The sequence below is a fragment of the Coleofasciculus sp. FACHB-712 genome (genome assembly GCF_014695635.1).
Lineage (GTDB): Bacteria > Cyanobacteriota > Cyanobacteriia > Cyanobacteriales > FACHB-T130 > FACHB-T130.
The window spans coordinates 1-6,279 of record NZ_JACJOQ010000126.1 but is presented as its reverse complement, the minus strand read 5'-3'; the positions used below and the strand labels follow the sequence as shown (position 1 = coordinate 6,279).

Genomic DNA, 6,279 nt, shown 5'->3' with positions numbered 1-6,279 from the left:
ATTATTAGCACTAATCACCCATCCCCTGAATGCAGAATCTGGTTCTCCAGACACTTCCTAAACCTGTGGATTCCACGTCATCCCATTTTGAACTTTAGATTTGGGATTATTGATTTGGAAATGCCGCTTGATAGGCAGTTTCAGAGATTCAAACCATACAAGGGTCGCACCAAATATATGACTTTCCCACATGGTTGCTACCTAGCCATTTGAAAAGCTACTGTACGATTTGTAACTGAAATTTTTCCCTTTTTTAGTCCTACATAAACTTATATGGAATTTCCCGTTTATAAATTGGGGAGAAGCAATATGCTCTTAGCATTCGCTTCGCTACGCACATTTAGGAAGACTCCACCCCAATCTAAAGGGGTCCTGCTTCCCTTTCCCTTGCGCTCACGGTGGTTGAGGGTGTTAAGTTTGCTGTATCCAAATTGGGTTGGAGCCGTTCAGATGCGTAGCGAAGCGGATGCTAGGAGCATATCGCTTTTTGACAAAATTTTTATCTAGATATGAGAAATCAGCAGGTTGGGCTGTGCCAACCTGCCTAACCAAGAAGCTAATTTTTTAGGGATGTTTGCGCTTGCGGATAGCACCCGCACCAACAGCACCAAACGCCAATAGAGCGATCGCACTCGAAGGTTCGGGGACGTGTTCAACCGTTACATCAAAAGAACTGAAAGCAAATCCTCCATCGCCATCAGAGACTCTCAAGCCAACGGTATAAGTCCCGCTATTGCTAAAAGCCCACTGCCCCGCCGTGCCGGTGAAGTCATCAAAAATGCCATCATTATTGATGTCCCAGTCAAAGCTGAGCAGATCCAGGATGCCCGGATCGGTTGCGGTAGCAGCAAAATCAAACTTCTGGTTTTCTAAAACCGTGAGGGCTGAGGTGATGCTAGTAATGGTGGGGGCAACGTTCTCAACCGTCACGTTAAAACCACCGTAAGCATACCCGCCATCGCCATCTGAGACTTGCAACCCGATCGGGTTGAAACCTTCATCGGCAAAGGAAGATTGCCCGTTGGGTCCAGTGAAGTTATCAAACAGACCGTTGTTATCTAAGTCCCAATTGTAGGTGAGAACATCATAGATTCCCGGATCGGTTGCGGTGCTATCAAAATTAAAGCGATCGCCTTCTTTAATGGTTAAATTTGGGGTCAGGCTAGTGATGGTGGGGGCAACATTCAGAACCGTCAGCGTTCGAGTGACGGGCACACTATTCTCACCTCGACTATCCTGTGCTTGCGCCGTTAAGGCAAAACTTCCCTCATCTGCATAAGTCCCTAAGGGTACGGACAATGCACGGACTCCTGAAGTATTTGGATCGCTACCAACGACATTCCCATTTAGCAAGAAGGCGATCGAGTCGGGATCGGGATCGGTCGCATACAGTATCGGCGATACCGATTGACCCTCATAAATTGTGTAATTGTCGAAACTTAGAACCGGCGCGATGTTTGGAGGTGGCGGTGGAGGTGGTGGCGGTGGGGGCGGTGGTGGCGGTGGGGGCGGTGGGGGCGGTGGTGGCGGTGATGGTGGTTCTAAGGGCTTCACTGGATCGGCTGTAGTGCCGCTATCCGTATCGGCGATAAATCGCATTGTCCCGTTAAATCCGCCGTTCCAGGACATCGACAGTGCCCCAAATAAGTCGCCTCTTGAAATGTCAATCGGAACTGAGTAGGCATAGGCAGAGGGAGATTGCCCTGATAGTACCTGGAACTCCCAACCCTCTGCTGACCCAGGCGTATTCTGGGGGCCATCTAAATAAGGATAAGTATCAAAAACGGCATTTCCAGGAATTGCATTGATTAGCAGCGAGGCAATGGGGCTGACGCCGGAGTGGGTCAATCTCCAGCCGTATGCACCATAGGCTGGATCGTAACCGTATGTATTACCCGCTTGGGTGAGAGACCAGCCACTCCCAAATGCTCCTCCCGAAATAGAATCTGTGACCCCCCAAGTTGCCGTTTGGGAAGTTCCATCCAGGAAACCAACTGTAATCTGCATCCCACTCATCATGTTTCCGGTCGTTGCATAACCGGAGAGAGTGGTTGCTAGGGAGGGTGCGGCTGTTCCCAAAGCGATACAGGTGGTCGCGACACCGGCTGATAGATGTTTCCACAAAGAGGTAGTCATTGAACCGGCTCATCCTCAAAAGTAGATATTTTTATGCTGCAACGGGTTTTCTCGATGCCCTAATCAACCGACTCCTGAAAAGCTCTTTTTTTGTGGAAAAAGAGTTTTAAATGCTGGAGTGATTCTCTTTTTATTGTTAAAGGCAACCCATAAATTTCCTATCCACCCACAGCAGTAAAAACAGCCAATCCGTTTAAGTTTGGCTTTAGAGAGAGGATTAAGTTAGATGACAAATTAGACCAATTCGCCCTAAGTTTGCATGAAAACTTAGTTCGCTCTTAGGAGACAGGAGAGCATAAAAGCCTGAGAAAGAAGCCGATTTATTTTGGTTTCAAGAAATAAAAATAGGATTAAAAACTTGGTGAAGGCTTTAATAGGATGAGTGCCGCCCTCCGGCAGATGTCAGGAAGTTCCTATGCAGAGTAGCGAACTGACTCTTTCAGCGCGAGGCTAACGCCTCGCTTCGCATGAGCGCGATCGCATTGAGCGCATTCAGGAGCGATCGCTATTATGTATCCCCAGGCTCCGCATCTGCTTTGACCCGCCGGATGGGCAAATTGGCAATCAATGCCGTTGCCCGTTGGTTACTTTCTAGAGAAAACTCCAACCCCTCTGCCTCGATTTCGACATAGCGAGAGACGACTTCCAGGATTTCCTTCCGCATTGACTCCACCATCTCTGGTGTTAAATCAGCTCGATCGTGGGCAATGACCAGTTGCAGGCGGCGCTTGACTTCCGCGCGGCTGTTGTCAGCACTAATGCGAGGAAAAAGTCGTTCTAAAAGTTCGCTAATCATGGATCGGGCAGATGTGAAGGTTAGATAATCTTAGACCACAATAATTTTCGGATGCGAGAAAAGAAGTTGTCATTCCCAGCATCCAAATTCAGAAACTCAATTGGCTCCCCTTCTAGGCGGCGGGCAATGTTGAAAAATGCCGTTCCCGGTAGGGTGGGATTTTCAGCCAGTACCAGAGGTTCGCCCCGATTGGTGGAGACAATGACCCGCTCATCATCAGGAATCACACCAATTAAAGGAATGGCGAGAAGTTCCTGCACATCTTCTACCGACATCATGTCATTGGCTTGCACCATTGCCGGTCGAATGCGGTTGACGATCAGGTGGGCACGCTTAATGTTTTGGGCTTCTAGTAAGCCGACAACCCGGTCAGCATCCCGCACGGCGGCAATTTCTGGCGTTGTCACAATCAAGGCTTCCTGGGCGGCAGCGATCGCATTCTTGAAGCCCATCTCAATCCCCGCCGGAGAGTCAATCAAGACATATTCGTACTTCGCAGCTAATTCATTAACCAGCTGTTTCATCTGATCTGGGCTAATTGACTCCTTGGTTCGGGTTTGGGCAGCGGGTAATAATACCAGTCCCGGTTGCCGCTTATCTTTCACCAACGCTTGATCTAACCGACATTCGCCTGCCAGGACTTCAACCGCCGTGTAGACAATCCGATTTTCCAGCCCCAGCAGCAAATCCAAATTTCTCAAGCCAAAATCCGCATCGACTAGAGCAACTTGACGCCCCGCCCTAGCTAAAGCCATACCTAAATTTGCCGTTACGGTGGTTTTCCCCACCCCTCCTTTGCCGGAGGAAATCACAATAATGCGACTCATGTTGAAAAGTTCTTAGCTTCGTTTTAGTGCGTGAATGTATAGGGGCGAGTTTAATCGAATTGTCTATTCTCCCACAGCTATGCCTAGTAAATTCGCCCTTGAGAGAGTTTTGATTTTGGTGTTTTAAATTAGGTCAATCAATTATTTTTGAGTTTTTTTGTTTTGAGTTCAGTATATACTTACTCCTCAAAAATAATAACGCCTTAACTTAAAACTAGCGCCAAACTGAGGGCAGGCACCAAGTAGACATCGCCCTTACAACCCCTACAGAACTTATCACTCGCCCTAGATTGCCTCTTTAACGTCCAACCCCCATCGATAAAGACTGAGTTTTAGAAAACTCAGTTGTTCTTGCGATCCGAATTCCTTCCGGCGTTACGTAGGCAACTTCCGGATAAAATTGAGCGGGTGGATTTTCCGGTGCCCTCGCCAGATAATCAGCGATTCGCAGTTGGGTGGGTTCCATCTGTAGCGCCATAATTAAACACTCTTGATTGCCCTCGGCACCAGCATGAGCAATCCCGCGCAGACGCCCCCACACTAAGATATCGCCGGATGCGATGATGCTACCACCCGGATTCACTTCTCCCAGGATAATGACACTACCGGGATGACGAATTTCTACTCCCGAACGCACAGTCGTTTGCAGATAGAGGGGTTCAGCTAATACAGTCGTTGGCGCTTCCGGCTTTTGATTTAGAGGGGAAACCGGGGGTGCCTGTTCCACCGAGTAACCGGCAGCAGCAGCAGCAACAGCGGTTTGACGGCGACTGGTGTAGACACGCTTGAGTTGTAGCCGATCTTCGGCAAGGGCATCTGCGATCGCTTGCAGCTGGCGTCCATCTAATAAGCGATCTTTTGCCACCAAATGCACCTCTGTATTCGGCTGCCAGAAGCGTTCACCGGCATTGAGGCGCTGCTTCAGCTGTTGCCAAAGGTCAGACCAGCTAGCCGTGGTGGGTGTCTCCGCTTCTGGGGGCAAAATTAATGTCAGCCACCTCTGGTCGCTTTTGATGCGGACTTGTTCGTGGCAATTTACTTCCCCTGTATTTTCGGGAACAACTGAAACAGCGATTGGAACGGACGAATCAGAAGTCATGGACGAAAAGCCTGACCTGGGCGGATTGACTAATTATCCATGATATAGGCAAGCGGCATCAGGGCAAGGAGACAAGAGGGCAACCGGAGAACTTCTTATCCCTCAACCTTCAACCTTCCTGATGACTAACGATGCTGGCTCAGACGCCGATAAACCGTGGCTAACCCATCGGCATCCCCCACGTTGCCGGGAAACAATACCACAGGCAAATTCGGAAATTGGGGATGATTCTCTGAAGTCCGTACCATTGAACATCCGGGCAGAATTTGACCGAGTAACCGCGCTGAAGTTAACGCCAAACCTGTACTCAACACATCATTAGAAGTAATGCCGCCTTTGCTGATGAGAAACCCAATATTTGCAGGTAAACCCTGTACGATATCCATCAACAAAGCAGAAACATCTTCCCCAAACAGTAACCGCGTTTGCACATCCTTAAAAGTAAGTTCTTTGCGGCTAGTGTAAACTACAGGTGTTTTCCCCGAATTGTACGCTACGTGAACCTTTTCCAGTGTTTCATTGAGGAGACTTTCTAACGCAGTGACAGAATCATCAAGTAAACGTTCAATCTCTACTTCAATGCCAACCGTACCTGGTTCTTTTAGCAGTTGTTCTAGCTGTTGTGTCGTCTTTTTGACATGAGAACCGACAATCACTGCGCCCGGTTTGCCTTCCCGCACATATTGCGCCATATCTTCTGCCGCCACGGGTTGCGGAGGCAAAGCAGCCAAGGCAGTTAAGATACTGGCTGCACTGCGAAATAGGAAGCGTTTTCCCTCACTGGCTGCTGCTAGAATATCCTCTGCAAAACGGTTTAAATCTGCCTGATTTTCCCCATCTACGACGCCGCACTGATTGTCACTGAGGTTCATCAGTCGTTCCAGACTTCCAGCGCGAATATCTGCTAGTAGAAATCGTTCTACCTTGTTAGCTGGAATTCCACCTTTTGTCTTCTCTTCCACATAATCAGGCAAATAACTATGGTGGTAGCCAAAGACGGAATCGCGGGCAAACTCAGTTTCGTGAACGGGTGTAGGAACGCCGTCAATTATCAGATAATGTACGCTATCGCGGGTTACTCGTCCTCCCTCGAAGAAGGCAGGAACCAGGAAATGAGCATCAAAGGAACCCAATTCTTCTGCAATCACATCCGTTTCGACTGGGTAATGTCCGCGCAGAGTGGAGTCAGAACGACTGACAATTAGAAAGTCATGGATGTTTGATTGGGTAATGGCTTCCTTCAAGTTATGGCAAGCTTCTCTAGTAACCTTTGCCGCTTCTTCTGGAGTCAGCGCCCTCGTATTCGTCAGTACAAAGAAAATCGGTGACTCGTCCGCCAACCCCAACCGCAAGGTATCTACATCCCAGCGCGTCAGCAGCAAGCAGCCGTGAACCGTCTGAGAACCAGTAGGGTCATCATC

5 protein-coding genes are annotated in these 6,279 nt (G+C 48.8%); all 5 read right to left on the bottom strand.

What is annotated here, in order from left to right; genetic code table 11:
• Nucleotides 1-564 precede the first annotated feature (564 nt).
• Nucleotides 565-2,136 (bottom strand): PKD domain-containing protein, encoded by a 1,572-nt coding sequence (locus tag H6F50_RS03210; protein ID WP_190426277.1) that lies wholly within the window; start codon nucleotides 2,134-2,136, stop codon nucleotides 565-567.
• Between the two features lie 508 nt (nucleotides 2,137-2,644).
• Nucleotides 2,645-2,932 (bottom strand): cell division topological specificity factor MinE, encoded by a 288-nt coding sequence (gene minE / locus H6F50_RS03205; RefSeq protein WP_190426276.1) that lies wholly within the window; start codon nucleotides 2,930-2,932, stop codon nucleotides 2,645-2,647.
• Nucleotides 2,933-2,952: 20 nt separating this feature from the next.
• Complete coding sequence (minD, locus tag H6F50_RS03200; RefSeq protein WP_190411646.1) at nucleotides 2,953-3,759, bottom strand: septum site-determining protein MinD; 807 nt, start codon at nucleotides 3,757-3,759, stop codon at nucleotides 2,953-2,955.
• Between the two features lie 298 nt (nucleotides 3,760-4,057).
• Nucleotides 4,058-4,858 carry a septum site-determining protein MinC gene (minC, locus tag H6F50_RS03195; protein WP_190426274.1) on the bottom strand — a complete coding sequence of 267 codons (801 nt, stop codon included), beginning with the start codon at nucleotides 4,856-4,858 and terminating at the stop codon, nucleotides 4,058-4,060.
• 125 nt (nucleotides 4,859-4,983) lie between these two features.
• Nucleotides 4,984-6,279: four-carbon acid sugar kinase family protein (locus tag H6F50_RS03190; protein WP_190426271.1), on the bottom strand; the 1,296-nt coding region annotated here is incomplete at its 5' end.

Excerpts from the sequence above, each read along its gene's own strand:
- H6F50_RS03210 (WP_190426277.1), bottom strand. The coding sequence starts at position 2,136 with ATGACTACCTCTTTGTGGAAACATCTATCAGCCGGTGTCGCGACCACC.
- minE (WP_190426276.1), bottom strand. The coding sequence starts at position 2,932 with ATGATTAGCGAACTTTTAGAACGACTTTTTCCTCGCATTAGTGCTGAC.
- minD (WP_190411646.1), bottom strand. The coding sequence starts at position 3,759 with ATGAGTCGCATTATTGTGATTTCCTCCGGCAAAGGAGGGGTGGGGAAA.
- minC (WP_190426274.1), bottom strand. The coding sequence starts at position 4,858 with ATGACTTCTGATTCGTCCGTTCCAATCGCTGTTTCAGTTGTTCCCGAA.